This window comes from Streptomyces sp. NPDC052043 (genome assembly GCF_044548235.1).
In the GTDB taxonomy this organism is placed as follows: domain Bacteria; phylum Actinomycetota; class Actinomycetes; order Streptomycetales; family Streptomycetaceae; genus Streptomyces.
Genome location: NZ_JBIUBT010000014.1, coordinates 38,351 through 52,614, shown reverse-complemented (window position 1 = coordinate 52,614; position 14,264 = coordinate 38,351). Strand labels below are relative to the sequence as shown.

The following is a 14,264-nucleotide window of genomic DNA, read 5'->3' as shown; positions in this document are numbered from 1 at the left end:
GCGCCGGCGTGGTCCCGGGCGGCTGTTCCTTGCCGGCGGAGCCCCGGTCTTTCGAGTGGTCCGCCGGACGGCCCCACCCCCACGGGAAGGCCGCCCGGCGGACCGGTTCGGATGACTCGTCGAACTAGCGCACGTCGTACGCGCGGTTCACGGTCTGGGTGACCGAGTTGCCCTTCGAGTCGGTCGCGGCGATCTTGACCGTGACCTGCTTGCCCGTGGCGCCGGTGTGGTTCACCGTCGCCGTCCAGACGCCGTCGCTCTGCGCCGTCTTCGCCTCGGTCCAGGTCTGGCCGTTGTCGTACGAGTACGACAGGGCGACCTTGGTGAGCCCGCCCGGCGTGTAGCCGGTGTGGCCGGTGACCGTCAGGCCGAGCCTCTGGCCGTCCTCGGCGGGAAGCGTCTTCAGCCCGTCCTCCGGGAGCGTGAGGTGCGGGAAGAGGAGCGGGATGCCCTGCGAGTAGACGTTCTCGTCGAGGTGCGAGCGGAACGACCAGGTGGTCGTGGTTTCCAGCGAACGGTTCCAGACCCCGCTGCTGTCCAACTTCATGGTGTTCAGGGTCATCTCGTACGCGGCGTCCTCGGACGGCACCGTGAAGACCCCGGAGGGCCAGGAGCTGGATCCGATGAGTTTGCCGTCGCGCTCCAGCGTCATGCCGCCCAGGTCGCCGAACCCGCCCTGCATGCCGAGGTGTTCGCCGTCACCCCAGAAACCGGGGGCGACACCGATCAGGTTGCCTTGGCGCTCCGCGGCGAGCATCTGCTTGCCGTCGTCGTCGAGCGGGGTCGTCGGGGCGACGACCCCGCCGTACCACTCCTGGGTCCGCTTCTCGCCCTTCGCGTACGTGCGCACCGGGTCGATCATGAACTCGCCCCAGGGGAAGCTGCTGGACACGAGCTGACCGAAGCCGGTGCCGGCCGAGTACAGCTCGGTGCGAGTGAACGGGGCGGGGACGGTGGCCAGTTCGGCGAAGCCTGCGGACAGTCCGTTCGGGCGGACGACCGAGGGGAAGTCGACGTAGTCGGCCGCCTTGCCCATGGCGCGGTAGGTCGCCTTGTTCGTGGCGAGGTCCGCGTCGTCGACCCGGTAGGTGCGCTCGGAGCGGATCTGGCCGTCTTCGGGGAAGGCCAGCGTGTAGACGTACGGGCTCTTGGCCGTCGCCTTCCAGCGCAGGGAGGTCTCGCCGGCGGCGATGCGGGCGGCGAGATCGGTCCCCTCGGCGGTCTCGACGGCGAGGACCGGGACCGGTCCGCCGGTGAAGCCGACGCTCGGGAACCAGCGGCCCGCGGCCTCGCGGTAGAGGATCAGGCCCTTGACGCCCGCCTTGCCGGCGTCCTGCGCGATGGTGTTCAGCGCGTCGCGGTCGGCCAGCTTGACGAGCGCCAGCTTGCCCTTGGCCGCGGCCAGTTCGGCGGGCGTGCCGGACTTGCCGTCGACGATCTGCGCGGAGCCGGTGCCGTCGAGGTTGACGGAGCTGGTGGAGCCGGTCGTCGGGTGCAGTGCGGGGCCGCCCTCGACGGCGAGCTCGGAGATCTGGGGTGCCGCGGCGCGCCAGAAGCTGTCGAACTCGAAGTCTCCGTCCTTGGCCTGGCCCTGGACGTCCGCGTAGTAGGCGTTCAGTCCGCGGCCGCCCTCGATGGTGGCCGCGTGCAGCCAGGTGTCGTCCCAGGTGCGGGCGAAGCCGAGGGTGGCGCCGCGGACCTCGGTGGGCCGGTCGGTGCGGATGTCGAGCCGGTGCGCGTCGCGGGCGTCGAGGACGATCGTGGTGTCCTTGGCGATGTCCACCTGCGGGCGGCCCAGGAAGGTCGCGGAGTCGGCGGCGGTGCCGTCCGCGGTGGGCGTCTCCACGAAACTGGACAGGAAGTAGGCGCCGGGCCGGATCTGGTACGTCTGCTCGGTGGCGCCTTCGTTGTAGCGGCGCTCGCCGGAGGCGTTGTCGGTGCCGATCACGTCGAGCGAGGTGCTGCCGCCGGCGGGCTTGCCGTGCCGGTCGAGGACCTTGACCTTCAGGGTGACGGTCTCGGGCTGCACGTAGAGCGAGAACGGCGTGCTGATGTGCACCCCGTCCGGGCCGGTGGCGAGGACGCGACCGGTGACGTCACCGTACTGGGCGGCCTTGAGCTTGGCGCTCGGGTCGATGGCCAGCGGGACCTTGACGGTGCCGCCCGCCGGGACGGTGACCGTGCGCTCGCCGATCTTGGCGACCGGGGTCGTCACGGTGGAGCCGTCGTTGCCGGTGACGCGGTCGACGGCGAGCTTCAACTGCACCGGCGTGTTGGTGGTGTTGGTGTACGGCACCTGGACGGTGGTGCGGTCGGCGACGCTCTGCGGCCAGTTGAAGGCGCCGCCCTGGACGGCGTCGGCGCCGAGGACCGTCTGGTCGATCGCGGCCTTCACGTCGAGCCGCCCGCCGCCGGTCTCCCGGACGTCGCCGGGGATGTCGGTCTCGGCGGAGGAGACGAGCGCGGACTTGACCTGCTGCGCGGTCCAGTCGGGGTGGCGCTGCTTGACGATGGCGGCGGCGCCCGCGACGTGCGGGGTGGCCATCGACGTACCGCTCATGGACTCATACGCGTACACGCCCCGGCCGCCCGCGGCGGCGGCGGAGATGGCGACGCCGGGGGCGGCGATCTCCGGCTTGAGGGTGTGGGTGCGCTGGACCGGGCTGCGGCTGGAGAAGTTCGCCGTGGAGTCGTCGCGGTCGACGGCGCCGACGGTGAGGACCTCGGGAACACAGCCGGGCGAGGACACGGTGTTGTTGCTCGGGCCCGAGTTGCCCGCGGCGATGACGAAGAGCGTGTCCTTCGCGGACAGCGCGAGTTCCTGCGTGGCCTGCGACAACGGGTCGGAGCAGTCGAGCTCGGACGGGTTGCCGAGGCTCATGGAGACGACGTCGGCCTTCTGGTCGACGGCCCACTGCATGCCGGCGATGATCCACGACGTGGCGCCCTCGCCCCAGTCGTTGAGGACCTTGCCGTTGAGGAGCGTGGTGCCGGGCGCGACGCCCTTCTTCTTGCCGTCGCTTGCGGCGCCGGAGCCACCAACGGTGGACGTGGTGTGCGTGCCGTGGCCCTGGTGGTCGTCGGCGCTGTCGGAGTCGGTGAAGTTCTTCGACTCCGCGACCCGACCCTTGAGGTCGGGGTGGTCGGTGTCGACGCCGGTGTCGAGGACGGCGACCTTGGTGCCCTTGCCGTCGTACCCGGCGGCCCAGGCCTGGTCGGCGTGCACCTGCTTGGTCGACTTGTCGAGCAGGGCCTTGACCTTGGCGTCGAGCCACAGCTTCTTGAGGTCGCCGCCGGCGCGGGACTTCGAGCTCGTGATGTCGGCCCAGAAGGCGGCGGCCTTCTTCTTGTCGGCCTTCAGGGCGACGCCGTCGACGGGCTCCAGAACCGGTCCGGTCTCAGCACCGCGCGGCGCGGCGGGCAGGGCTCTCTCCACGTCCACGGACTTGTCGTACGTGGCGATGAGCGGCAGCGATTCGCTGTGCGCGTCGTCGTAGCCCTGCCGGATCAGCCCTGTGACGTTGAAGAGTTCGTCGTCGACGAGGCCGTCGGCGATCGCCTTGACGGCGCCGTCCGGGTAGACGTACAGGTTCTTGCCCGACGTCCGGGTCTGTACGAGCGGCGCGGTCCCGTCCGCACCGGGTAGCACGGTCGCCACGCTGTGGCCCGAGCCGTCCTTGGTCACCATGACCCGGTCGCCGGTGACGAGGGTGACGACGGAGCCCGCGCCGTTCTTCGCTGCTGCCTCACTGCCGACCAGCGGCCTCGCGGTGTCCGTCCGTGTTCCGGCCGCGGTCGGGCCAGCCGCGGTGACGGCCAGGACGACGGCTGTTGCCGCCGCCGAGGCCGTACGCGATATCGCGCGCATCGTTCGCTCTCCCTATCCCCAGGTGAAAGCGCAGGTGATACGGCATCAATGCCGTATACCCGGGCTGAAGTTGGTACTGCGGTGGCGCCACATTGGCATACGCAGCGGTCGTGCAGGGAAGAGCGGCGCGGCGGGTTTGTGCCGTGGCGCGCCGTGGCGGTTTCCCGCCACCGCGCGGCCGGATCCGACGCTCGGGGAGGAGTATCGCCGCATGTGCGTGAATCCCAGGTGCAGCCGAAGGCAGCGGCGGAGATCATCAGCCTGCCCTGGCAGACGGGTGCACGCCCTCCCTGAGAAGCGGCCGATAAGCCCGTAGGCGGCCATTCGCTCGTTCGCCTGACCGGTCGCCACGGGTGACCTTCGCTGCCGCAAGGGCCGATACTGCCGGTAGAAACGACGCGTCTACGAAGTGTGCTTGCCAGCCAGTTGGGGTGCTGCGGAGGCCTCCACGATACGCATCTGCTGCCGACGGTGACTGAGCGACTGGTAAGCGACCAGTACCAGCAGTACAGCAAGCAGAGCGGCGGAGGTGATGGCAGTTCCCACTCCAAGGCCGCCTTGACTGACGGGCTTCTCTACCGCGTTCTCCGCAACCGCCCCCAGCGGGCGCGTCAACACATAGGCCGCCCAGAACAGCACCGTCCCCGAGATCGACGTCGCGTAGTGTGCGACAAGAATCAGCAGCATCGCCCCGGACAGGACCAACGCACTGTCGCGGAACCCGATACCCAGACCGTCGGACAGGAAATCACCGCTTGAGGTTCCCAACGTGTTGGAAACCAGTGTTGCGGTCCAGTACAGGGCTTCACCTTCGGTGGTGTTGATCCGTTCGACGTCCATGGTCTGCCCCGTTGCCCGCCATTCGAGCAGCACCAGGACCAGCAGGACGGTCAGCACGATCGCGCCGCCAGCGTAGCCCAGCCCGGCAGTGCGGTTCATGAAGTCCGACATCGCGGTGCCCACGATGCTGGTCGTCAGGATCACCGACCAGAACACGATGGGCCGGAAGTTCAACGCTGAGCCCGGAGGCAGCCCCGGCGAGCATGGCGACGTTGCACTCGAGCGCCGCCGTTGCACTTGTCCACCATGTAGAGCCAGCCGCCCGTATCTGGCAGGCAGAAGAAGCGTTCAGCAGACCATCGCGTCCATGAAGATCCGCCCCTCGCGAATACGGTGCAGTTCTGGTTGTCCGACCTGCCCTCCGGCATGTCTCTGACCACGCTGGTCCGGCTCGCCAAGCTCCGCTGGCGCATCGAGCACGACTGCCGGGAGATGAAGCACGCCCTGAGCCTGGCCCACTTCGAGGGCCGAACCTGAGGCGGCTGGCACCACCGCGTCACCGTTGTCTCTGTCGCGCATGCCTTCTGCACCCTGCAACGACTGGCTCGGGCCCCAAAAGACCCGGCGTCGGCCTGATCCTCTACCAAGTAGTCCGCGAGCTACGGACACTACTCGGGGTCTGGACCGGCGCCTGCCCGACCTGCCACCGCGACCTACCAGCACCAATACGGACCTGACCAAACCCTACAACGGTGGTGGTGAGGGATAACCCTCGAATCGACACCCCCCTGAGTGACATGAACCGATCAATGCTGCCACTCTTCCTCCAGCCACGACCGGACCGTCGCGGTGACCGTTCCCCCCGCACCGTTCAGCTCGTTCCGGACAGCACGTCCCGTCTGCCCGGTCTCTCAACGGCCGCAGGACTCGCGGCCGCAGCAGGAGGAGTACGAGTGAGACACAATCCCCGTCGGGCAATGGCGGCAGGCGCGCTGGTGGCGTCCACCGCCCTGCTCGTCCTCGGCACCCAGGCCGTCCCCGCGACCGCCAAACCCGCCCCCCATACCGGCTCCCTGCGAACAGGCGCGCTGCAGGCGAAGCTCACCGGCGCCCAGCGCGCCGCGCTGATCAAGAGCGCGGATGGCAACTCGACGCAGACGGCGCACTCCCTCGGCCTGGGTTCGAAGGAGAAGCTGGTCGTCAAGGACGTCGTCAAAGACAACGACGGTACTCTGCACACCCGCTATGAGCGCACCTACGACGGTCTGCCCGTCCTCGGCGGCGACCTGGTCGTGCACACCTCGCCGACCTCCGAGGCGTCGGGCACGGTGAGCACCACCTTCAACAACAAGCGCTCTCTCAAGGTGTCCACCACCACCGCGGCGATCACCAAGTCGGCCGCCGAGACCAAGGCGCTGAAGACGGCCAAGGCCCTCGACGCCGAGAAGCCCGCGACGGACAGCGCCCGCAAGGTCATCTGGGCCGGCGACGGTACCCCGAAGCTCGCCTGGGAGACGGTGGTCAGCGGTTTCCAGGACGACGGCACGCCCAGCAAGCTGCACGTCATCACCGACGCGACCACCGGCGACGAGCTGAACCGCTTCGAGTCCGTCATGACCGGCACCGGCAACACCCAGTACAGCGGCACGGTGACGCTGAACACTACGCTGTCCGGCTCGACGTACCAGCTGTACGACACCACGCGCGGCGGCCACAAGACGTACACCCTCAACGGCGGCACCTCGGGCACCGGCACCCTGATGACCAGCTCCAACGACGTCTGGGGCAACGGATCCGGGTCCAACACGGCGACCGCTGCCGCGGACGCCGCCTACGGCGCCCAGACGACCTGGGACTTCTACAAGAACACCTTTGGCCGCAACGGCATCAAGAACAACGGCGTCGCGGCCTACTCCCGGGTCCACTACAGCAGCAACTACGTCAACGCGTTCTGGGACGACAGCTGCTTCTGCATGACCTACGGCGACGGCTCCGGCAACGCGCACGCGCTGACCTCGCTGGACGTCGCCGGCCACGAGATGAGCCACGGTGTCACCGCCGCCACCGCCAAGCTGAACTACTCCGGCGAGTCCGGTGGCCTGAACGAGGCCACCTCCGACATCTTCGGCACCGGCGTGGAGTTCTACGCCAACAACCCGTCGGACCCCGGTGACTACCTCATCGGCGAGAAGATCAACATCAACGGCAACGGCACCCCGCTGCGCTACATGGACAAGCCCAGCAAGGACGGCGCCTCCGCCGACTACTGGTCCTCCACCGTGGGCAGCAAGGACGTGCACTACTCGTCCGGTCCGGCGAACCACATGTTCTACCTGCTCTCCGAGGGCAGCGGCGCCAAGACCATCAACGGCGTCAGCTACAACAGCCCGACCTCGGACGGCGTCGCCGTCACGGGCATAGGCCGGGATGCGGCCCTGCAGATCTGGTACAAGGCGCTGACGACGTACATGACGTCCAGCACCAATTACGCCGGTGCCCGCACCGCCGCCCTGAATGCTGCCGCGGCGCTGTACGGCACCAACTCCACCCAGTACGCCGGTGTGGGCAACGCGTTCGCCGGGATCAACGTCGGCAGCCACATCACGCCGCCGTCCGACGGCGTGACCGTCACCAACCCCGGTGACCAGTCCTCCACCGTGGGCAAGGCGGTGAGCCTGCAGGTCTCGGCTTCCACCACCAACGGCGGAGCGCTCACCTACAGCGCGACCGGTCTGCCGGCCGGTCTGTCGATCAACAACTCGACCGGTCTCATCTCCGGCACCCCGACCACGGCGACCACCTACAGCACCAAGGTGACGGCGACCGACAGCAAGGGTTCGTCCGGCTCGGCCTCCTTCAACTGGACGGTCAGCCCCTCCGGCGGCGGCTCGTGCACCTCGGCCCAGCTGCTGAGCAACCCGGGCTTCGAGTCGGGCAACACCGGCTGGACCACCAGCAGCGGTGTGATCGACAACAACCAGAACCAGCCGGCGCGCACCGGCTCCTGGAAGGCCTGGCTCGACGGGTACGGGACCACGCACACCGACACGCTGTCCCAGTCGGTGACGATCCCGGCCGGCTGCAAGGCGACCTTCAGCTTCTATCTGCACATCGACACCGCGGAGTCCACCACCGGGTCCGCGTACGACAAGCTGACGGTGACTGCCGGGGCGACCACGCTGGCGACGTACTCGAACCTCAACGCCGCCGCCGGTTACCAGCTGAAGTCCTTCGACCTGTCCTCCTTCGCGGGCTCCACGGTCACCCTGAAGTTCACGGGTGCGGAGGACTCCATCCTCTACACGGGCTTCGTCATCGATGACACCGCCCTGACGGTCAGCTGACCTGTGTTCCATCCGTGGGGGCCGTCCGCCGGGACGGCCCCCACAGCGCGTTTGCCGGCCCTTCTCATGCGTCAACCGCGGCCCGTCGTCCCGTGGACGGTGGGCACCACCCGGCTCGGCCGCCCTCGGTCTGAACCGACGGAAGTTCGTCGAACCCAACGGCAGAACCAATCGAGAGTTGCGGACAATCACTGCTCGACGACCCGGCCACCCCCGGCCGTCCTCTCCTCGGGCCGTCGCCGGATGAATCCTCCACCACCCGGACACCCTCACCGAGCGGACGATCGACGCCACCGGCTACCTCACGGAAGCGGAAGAAGCGGCGGCCGCCGCCGCACTGATCGCGGCGCAATGCCCCGGAGGCGACCCCGTCGACACACCCTACGGCCCGGAAACACCCATGCCCGCGTTGCCCACCGACCTTCGGACGCTCGCCGACGAAGCCCTCGCCCGCATCGCCTGCGACGAGGCGGGGCTGGCCTCAAACTGGGTCGCCCCGGAGGACTGGAAACAATGGCGGGCGATGCTCAACCACCTTCGCGCAGTACTCGCCCCGCCGCCGCCTTCCATCGCACTCTTCGATGTCCAGTCATAACTGAGCGTCGCTCGGCACGGAAGTTGTGCCCGAACCCCCGGAAGTGAACGAAGCCAACGGCAGTAAGGTCACAGCGCTCACCTCGTCGCTCCGGGATAGGTTTGTGTTCCGGGAGGCCTGGTCGGCAACGTCGCAGTCCTGCTCCGGAGGGGTCCGCCATGCCGCTCACGTTCCGCCTCGGCCATCGCGTTCACCCCAGTCGTCCGGGTACGTGGGGAGCTGACCCCTGACAAGGCCGATGACATCCGTAAAAAGCTCTGCGAAGCCTTCGCGCACGCCCCTGCCGTTGCCGAAGTGAACCTCAGCAAGGTCACCTACCTCAGTCCAGAGGCCGGCATCCTCCTCGTGGCGGCTGCAGCCACCGCACGCGCGCCTGATCTTGACCACGCTTCGGCACCCAGCCTGCGCGTTCTGCGCAACCTGAGCGTCCAGCGCCTCATGGACGATGCCACTCCGTCGGCACAAGGGGCTTGAGCCATTAACCGGTGGTGGAAGCGGCGGCGGTGCTGCCAGGGAACGGTGCCAGCGGCTTGTAATAGCACTCGGAGGCTTGTGGGGGGGGCCGCGGCTGTTGTGCCTTCCTGCAGGGCGTTCGAGGGCAATCATGGCGGCATCGTCGTCCAGTCGGCCGCCCGCGTGTGCGAGCAGGTCGCTGCGAAGGTGCTCCAGGAGTTCCTCGGGGTGCTGCCCGCTCCAGGCGGCGGCGCGTTCGGCGAGGGGATAGAAAGCGCCGCGGGAGTTGCGGGCTTCGGCCACGCCGTCGGTGTACAGCAGGAGCAGGTCGCCCTGCCCGAAGTGGAACGTGTCGACACAGTGACTGGGCTTGTCCAGCTGCAAGCCGAGCGGGAGGCCAGCCTGGTGGGCGCAGAGCGCGGTGGCCTGTCCCTGGTGTAGCCGCAGCGGCGGAGGGTGACCGCAGTGGACGATCTGGACCGAGGGAGCGTGGTCGGGGATGTCGATGAGCATCGCGGTGACGAAGCACTCCTGCGCCAGGTCGTCCTCACCGGGTTCGGCCAAATTCCAGCACACGCTCGCGTCCAGGTAGCTGGTGAGTTCCACCAGGCCCGTCTGCCGGTGCGCGGCCCCTCGGAAGGCGCTCAGCAGGAGCGCTGCGTCGCTCACGGCGGTCAGGCCCTTGCCACGGACGTCCCCGATGAGCAGCCGGGTACCGTGGGCGGTGCGGGCGGCCGCGTACAGGTCGCCGCCGATATGCATCTCCCGCTCCGCCGCCAGGTACACCGCAGCCACGCGCAGGGGCCCCATCTGTGGGGGCAGCGGGCGCAGAACCAGGTTCTGGGCGATCTCGGAGACCTGACGCACCCGCGTCAGCTCCCGTACCTTCCGCTCCCGTATCCCGGACAGGAGCGCGGCGAATGCCGAGGCCGCCACCACGGCGACGATCTGCGCCATCCGCTGCGCCGAGTGCAGGTCCTTGAGAAGGACGGCGAAGATCACCTGGTCCGCCAGGGCCAGCGCTCCGGTCAGTGCGGTCAGCTTCGGCCCCAGGGTCACCGCGGCGAGCACCGGCGCGACGATCAGGAGCGGTCCGACGTGCGGGTGGCCGGGAGTGGCCAGGTTGACGGTGGTGATCACGATGATCAGCGCAAGCGGAACACCGACAAGGCCGCGCGTCTCGTACCACGGCCGGCGGCGACTTGCAGGGCACTTTTGGGAGGGCATACTTCCGTGTACCCGTATTGCGGCCGACTGCCGTCCGCTTCCGCCATCACGGTCACCGCGTCCAGCCCCCGAGTGCTCGTCGACATCGCGGATGAACAGATCTTTGTGCGCCAGCAGGTCGGCTTCGACCTCGCGGCCTGCCTCCCGCAGCTCGTCGACGGCCAGGGACGTCCCCCTGGTCACCCTCGTCGACGACTACGCCGAGGCGCTCCGTTTTCGCGCCGAGGGCCGTCCAGGATGTTCCCGCGCCAGCACGCCTGCTGGCCGAACATTTCTGGCCGGGGCCGCTCCGGCTGGTCCTGCGGCGCGGTCCCCGCGTGCCCCCCCCGAAGCGACCGGAGGCCTGGAGACGGTGACCGTGCGCGTTCCCGACCACCCTGTCGCGCTTGCGCTCCTGCCAGCCTTCGGTGCCGGTGTCACGGCTCCGTCGCCAACCGTTTCGGCTCGGTCAGCCCCACAACGGCGGACCATGTCCGTGCCGAGCTCGGCAGGGCGGTCGACTTCGTGCTGGACGGCGGCCCCTGCGAGGTCGGCGTCGAGTCGACCATCGTCGACGCCACGGGCGATGCCCCAAGCGTCCTTCGGCCCGGCGGGGTGACGCTCGAGGACCTCGAAGCGGTGCTGGGGTGCCTGCCCGCGGTCCCCGCGACGAGTCGTGTTCGGGTGCCGGGCCAGCACCCGTCGCATTACGCGCCGCGTGCGCGGGTCGTCCTCGTCGAGCCGGAGAAGGTTGTCGCCGAAGCGGAGCTCGCGCAAGAGCTGGGGCACCGGGTGGGCGTCCACGTACCGCCCCTCGTAAGCGACGACCGTCCCCCATCCCCGGCACGCCTCACACCCCGTCCCCCGCGCCAGGTCGGCTCGGGGGACGGTGCTGGGGTCCTCACCCACGTATACGGCTATCCACCGGCCGTTGATGGGCTGTCCCAATCCCGACCCCGCGCTCAGGACCGGTGAAGGCGCACGCCGTGGTGACGGTCCCGGGTTCGTTGGCCACCTACACACGCGGGCTGTACGGGTTCCTGCGCGAACTCGACCAGCGGGGGTGCGACCTCATCATCGCGTCCTTGCCGATGGAGGAGGGGCTGGGGCTGGCGATCGCCAACCGGCTCCGCCGCGTGGCCGGCCAAGCATGCTCACCGAGATTCCCCGCCCACCAGACTTTGACCTGCGGCGGAGTGTCGCAACGTGGGATTCGCCGAGCAGTCACCCCGCACGACCACGTGCTGTCCAGGGTGGGTGAGGGAGCGGCTGCCGGCAACGCTGTCGGATTGAACGCTAAGAACTTGATCTCGGTCCGTGACACGTGGCGCGGCGGGTCGATAGTCCAGGAGGAACATGGAGATACCGAAGCCAGACTTCAGGCACAGAGCGAAGCCGAGGCACCACGGCGCGACACGTGGCGACGGCTGGCGGAGGGAGTGTTTGGTATGACATCCGAATCCTTCCCATCCAGCGGCGACGAGCCGGGCACCGGGCCACCCCATCTGAACGGGTTGCTGGACGTGCTCAGCATCGCCGCGGTGGTGCTGAATGCCGACGGGAGGATCGTGTTCTGGAGCCCGCAGGCCGAGGAGCTCTTCGGCTACAGGGCACAAGAGGCGCTCGGCCAGTACGCGGGCCGGCTACTGGTGCACGAGGAGCACCTGACGTCCGTCGTGTCGCTGTTCACCGACGTGATGGAGACCGGCCGGAGCTGGGGCGGTACCTTTCCCATCCGCCGCAAGGACGGCAGCACCCGCCTGGTGGAATTCCGCAACGTGCGGCTGCTGGATGATCTCGGGCACGTCTACGCCCTGGGCATCGCGGCCGATCACACCACGCTCCAACGGGTGGAAACCGGCCTGGCCCTGTATGAACGGCTGATCAACCAGTCACCGATCGGCGTGGCCCTGCTGGACCCCGACCTCCACTACCTGTTGGTCAACCCCGCGCTCGAGCACATCGACGGCGTACCCGCCGAAGCGCGCATCGGCCGCCACCTCCGTGAGACCCTGCCCTTCCCCGACATCGACACGATCGAGTCGGCCCTGCACCAGGTGCTGACCACCGGGAACCCGCTGCTCGACCAGTACGCGGTCGGCCGCGCCCCCGCCCACCCCGACACCGAGCACGCCTGGTCACTGTCCCTCTACCGGCTGGAGGACCCGGGCGGGCGGGTCCTCGGCGCCGCGACCCTGGCCGTCGACGTCACCGAACGGCACCGGGCGGCCACCGAAGCCGATCGGGCCCGACGGCGCCTGGCCCTGATCGCCGACGCCTCCGCCCGCGTAGGGACCGCCCTGGACGTCGACCTGACCGCCCGCGAGCTGGCCGAGATCGCCACACCCGATCTCGCCGACCTGGTCGCGGTGGACGTCCTCGACGACGTTCTGGCCTGCCGCCGCACCGGCACACCGGACAGGGGCCCGGAACTCTTCCGCGCCCTTGCGGTCAAGGCGGCCTTCCCCACCGTGGCCCTCCGCGCCGCCGACCCTGCCGGTGACCCCGCCGCGTATGACAGCGACCGCCTGGTCACCCTGTGCGTACACACCGGAAGGCCGGTCCTGGTCCGGCACGTGGACGACGAGGACCTGCAGCGCATCGCCCGCGATCAGCAGGCCGGCACGCTCCTGGCCCGCGCCGGCGTCCACTCCTACCTCGCGGTGCCGCTCATCGCCCGGGGCGAAGTACTCGGCGCCCTGGACCTCATGCGCACCCGCAACCCGCTGCCCTTCGACGAGGACGACGTCATCCTGGCCAGTGAGCTGGCCAACCGCGCCGCGGTCAGCATCGACAACGCCCGCTGGTACCAGAGCGTGCGCAACGCCGCCGTCACCCTCCAGCGCAGCCTGCTGCCGGAGCACCCACCGCACCTGGTGGGCCTGGAGGTCGCCTCCCGCTACCAGCCCGCCCAGGCCACCAGCGAGGTCGGCGGCGACTGGTACGACGTCATCCCCCTACCCGGCGACAAGACCGCGCTGGTGGTCGGCGACGTGATGGGCCACGGCATCGATGCCGCCGCCACCATGGGCCGCCTTCGCACCGCCACCTGTGCCTTCGCGGACCTCGACCTGGCCCCCCACGAAGTGCTCCAGCACCTCGACAAGATCACCTGCGGTCTTGAGCACTACATCGCCACCTGCATCTACGCGGTCTACGACCCTCACCGGATGCAGTGCCACATCGCCAATGCCGGGCACATGCCACCCGCGCTGGCCCGACCCGGCCCCGCCCCCCGGCTACTCAACCTACCCACCGGCGCCCCCCTCGGCGTCGGCGGCATCCCCTTCGACACCACCACCGTGAACGTCACGACCAGCGACCTACTGGTCCTCTACACCGACGGCCTCGTGGAAACCCGCCACGACCCCATCGACCAACGCCTGGAGATCCTCCTCAGCCTCCTCGACGAACCCAACCGCCCCCTGCAAGAGACCTGCGACCTGCTCCTGCACACCCTGCGCCACCCCGACGACCACGACGACGTCGCCCTCCTCATCGCCCGGGCCCAGTAAGCCGCGCAGCACGTGCCGCACCTCCCCGCCGAACGCCTCAAGACGCACAGCCTTCCAACAGACCAAACATGAAGGGCTACAGCCCCGACACGAGCGCGTGGAAGACGCATGAGGAGGATCGGTTCGAACCGCCAACTCGCGGGCGAATCCGAACTGATCCGTCCAACGAGCGACCAAGTGGGGAGATCGAGCACACGTGGTCGTTTTCAAGGCTCCGTCTGACCGCGATTCCATGAATAATCTCGGTGCCGCGGCAGGCTGCCGCCGAATCGGTCTCTCGACGGCGCTGACTAACTGATCATTTCAGAATGAAGTTCTAAGGCGGCGAAGGCACATGATGCTGCAGGCCAGTTCGAGCAGGCCCTGGTGGAGGTCGGCGCGGCGCTCGTAGCGGATGCGGAGCCGTTGAACTGGTGCCATGGGTCCAGTCTGGCAGGAGTTCAGTCCCGCTCGACCAACTAGGCCCCGATGCACATGGCGTCCAGGTCGCACGCTGGAACGTG

At 68.9% G+C, this 14,264-nt stretch carries 5 protein-coding genes and 5 pseudogenes; 6 read left to right on the top strand and 4 right to left on the bottom strand.

Translation table 11 applies throughout. The annotated features are described in order from the left end of the window. Nucleotides 1–124: 124 nt before the first annotated feature. Both ACIHCX_RS30010 and ACIHCX_RS30005 read right to left on the bottom strand, forming a co-directional pair. Entirely contained in the window at nt 125–3,868 is a 3,744-nt protein-coding gene (locus tag ACIHCX_RS30010) for a S8 family peptidase (RefSeq protein WP_400034921.1), read from the bottom strand. Between the two features lie 402 nt (nt 3,869–4,270). After that, nucleotides 4,271–4,852 carry a hypothetical protein gene (locus ACIHCX_RS30005; protein ID WP_400034919.1) on the bottom strand — a complete coding sequence of 194 codons (582 nt, stop codon included), beginning with the start codon at nt 4,850–4,852 and terminating at the stop codon, nt 4,271–4,273. Between the two features lie 195 nt (nt 4,853–5,047). Here ACIHCX_RS30005 and ACIHCX_RS30000 point away from each other — a divergent pair. The 3 genes and pseudogenes from ACIHCX_RS30000 to ACIHCX_RS29990 form a co-directional block, all read left to right on the top strand. Then, nucleotides 5,048–5,284: pseudogene (locus ACIHCX_RS30000) on the top strand (IS701 family transposase); the annotation flags it as partial. Nucleotides 5,285–5,625: 341 nt separating this feature from the next. After that, nucleotides 5,626–7,992 carry a M4 family metallopeptidase gene (locus ACIHCX_RS29995; RefSeq protein WP_400035218.1) on the top strand — a complete coding sequence of 789 codons (2,367 nt, stop codon included), beginning with the start codon at nt 5,626–5,628 and terminating at the stop codon, nt 7,990–7,992. A gap of 277 nt (nt 7,993–8,269) precedes the next feature. Beyond that, nucleotides 8,270–8,587: pseudogene (locus ACIHCX_RS29990) on the top strand (DUF4259 domain-containing protein); the annotation flags it as partial. A gap of 165 nt (nt 8,588–8,752) precedes the next feature. Here the strand turns inward: ACIHCX_RS29990 and ACIHCX_RS29985 are convergent. Beyond that, complete coding sequence (locus ACIHCX_RS29985; RefSeq protein ID WP_400034917.1) at nt 8,753–10,180, bottom strand: PP2C family protein-serine/threonine phosphatase; 1,428 nt, start codon at nt 10,178–10,180, stop codon at nt 8,753–8,755. Nucleotide 10,181: 1 nt separating this feature from the next. Between ACIHCX_RS29985 and ACIHCX_RS29980 the strand changes: the two are divergent. From ACIHCX_RS29980 to ACIHCX_RS29970, 3 genes and pseudogenes are all read left to right on the top strand, one after another. Continuing rightward, a pseudogene (locus ACIHCX_RS29980) lies at nt 10,182–10,798 on the top strand (L-threonylcarbamoyladenylate synthase); the annotation flags it as partial. Beyond that, a pseudogene (locus ACIHCX_RS29975) lies at nt 10,772–11,391 on the top strand (L-threonylcarbamoyladenylate synthase); the annotation flags it as partial. The pseudogenes ACIHCX_RS29980 and ACIHCX_RS29975, both read left to right, overlap by 27 nt. Nucleotides 11,392–11,694: 303 nt before the next feature. Then, nucleotides 11,695–13,761: a SpoIIE family protein phosphatase gene (locus ACIHCX_RS29970; protein WP_400035216.1), complete on the top strand. Its 2,067-nt coding sequence runs from the start codon at nt 11,695–11,697 to the stop codon at nt 13,759–13,761. A gap of 303 nt (nt 13,762–14,064) precedes the next feature. On the opposite strand, the pseudogene ACIHCX_RS29965 reads toward ACIHCX_RS29970, so the two are convergent. After that, a pseudogene (locus tag ACIHCX_RS29965) lies at nt 14,065–14,169 on the bottom strand (IS5/IS1182 family transposase); the annotation flags it as partial. Between the last annotated feature and the right edge of the window lie 95 nt (nt 14,170–14,264).

What these genes read in the sequence shown, in the direction of transcription:
- ACIHCX_RS30010 (WP_400034921.1), bottom strand. Translation starts at nt 3,868, where the DNA reads ATGCGCGCGATATCGCGTACGGCCTCGGCGGCGGCAACAGCCGTCGTC.
- ACIHCX_RS29995 (WP_400035218.1), top strand. Translation starts at nt 5,626, where the DNA reads ATGGCGGCAGGCGCGCTGGTGGCGTCCACCGCCCTGCTCGTCCTCGGC.
- ACIHCX_RS29970 (WP_400035216.1), top strand. Translation starts at nt 11,695, where the DNA reads ATGACATCCGAATCCTTCCCATCCAGCGGCGACGAGCCGGGCACCGGG.